Consider the following 1,484-nt stretch of genomic DNA (forward strand, 5'->3'; position numbering starts at 1 on the left):
AGATCCCCGTGAGCGAACCGGCCGTGGAAGGCTGCGTTGCCGAGGGCTTTATCGACTTCAGCGGTGCCGGCGATTTTGGCCAGGGTCACCGCTTCGGCCATTTTCACGTTCATCCGGGCCGTGCCGGCCGCGGCGGCTTCAACGATCCAGGTCCTGGCGCCCTCGCCGATAGCGAGGAACTCTGCTTCGTCAGCGGTGCGGGCCTTCACGGCATAATCACCCGGGACCCGGGTCCTGGTCCCGGGAAAGTGTTCATCGTTGATGGCAGGGCTGCCGGGCCTGGCCCGGTGATGGCGGGCGACCTCGACCGGACCGGTCCGGCCGTGGTGGACGATGATGACCTGCTCATCGGTTCCGGCGCCGTGGGAGCGGACGAACACCCTCGCCCCGAGCAGTTGCGCAGGGACCGAATACTGGGCGTTCTCGAACGTGACCATCGGGGTGTTCTCCGCGACGGTGCGGGAGAGCCCGAACGCGACCGTGTGCGCGGTCTCGGGGATCCGGTGCAAACGCGGGGCCTCCTCGGCCAGGGCCGCGGCCGGTTTACGGCGGGTCACCCGGTGCTCGCGGTTGTTCACTTCGTCCATGAACGCCGCGCATGCTGCTTCGAGCTCAGCGAAGGACGCGTACTCGGCCCGGAGATTCGTAGCAGTGGGGACCAGGTCGGCTTTGGCCAGCTTCACTGATGCTTCGACGCCGCCTTTCGTTGCGGGGTCGGCGGGCTGGCACGTCAGTACCGTGACCCCGTAATGGCGGGCGAAGTCCAAAGTCTGCTGGTTCCGGACCGGCACCCCGGCGACGTGGGTGGTGGTGACGGTTTTCTCGTTGTCCGTGAGCACATACGTTGGTGCCCCACCGGCGATGCGGAAGCACCGATCCAAGGCGGCGAACACGCTCGGCGCGGTCCGGTCCCGCAACGGGATCACAATCCGGAACCTGGAGAACGCCAACCAGGCAACGAACAAGATGGTCTTCACGCCGTTGATGCGGGGACCATCGCCGAAGTCGTACTGCAGCCACATCCCCGGCTCCGTGATCCACGGCCGGTGCACACGAACATGACCCAAGCGCCAGGCGGCCTTGACCTGCGCGACGGCGCGACGGGTGGACCGCTCCGAACCCTCATAGCCCAGAGCGATGAGTTTCTCGTGGGCTTTGTCAGCACGGATCCGGCCCTTGGACGCCTCGACCCATTCCTCGATCTTGGGCAGAAACGCGTCAGTGACACGATCCCTGGCAGCGGGCTCGGCGATGGGACGGCCCGCGTCCCTCGCGGCGACATGCCTGGCGACAGTGTGGTGCGAGCAGCCCGTCAGCTCCGCGGTTGCCCGCAACGATCCGGTCAGATCGTAGGCAGCGAGTATTTCCATGATTTCTCCGTCAGACTTCATACAGGGCCTCTTCCTGGCGAATTTTGATGCGACTAGACACCGTCATCAAATCCCGGGGAGAGGCCCCCGCCGCTTAAGACGCGGCAGGACAAG

1 protein-coding gene is annotated in these 1,484 nt (G+C 65.8%); it reads right to left on the minus strand.

Going from position 1 to position 1,484, the window contains the following annotated elements:
- Positions 1-1,391 (minus strand): IS21 family transposase (gene istA / locus ACFVVC_RS22370; RefSeq protein WP_387458516.1); only part of this gene is annotated, 1,391 nt, incomplete at its 3' end.
- Positions 1,392-1,484 lie beyond the last annotated feature (93 nt).

The organism is Pseudarthrobacter sp. NPDC058196, from assembly GCF_042882685.1.
Taxonomy (GTDB): Bacteria; Actinomycetota; Actinomycetes; order Actinomycetales; family Micrococcaceae; genus Arthrobacter.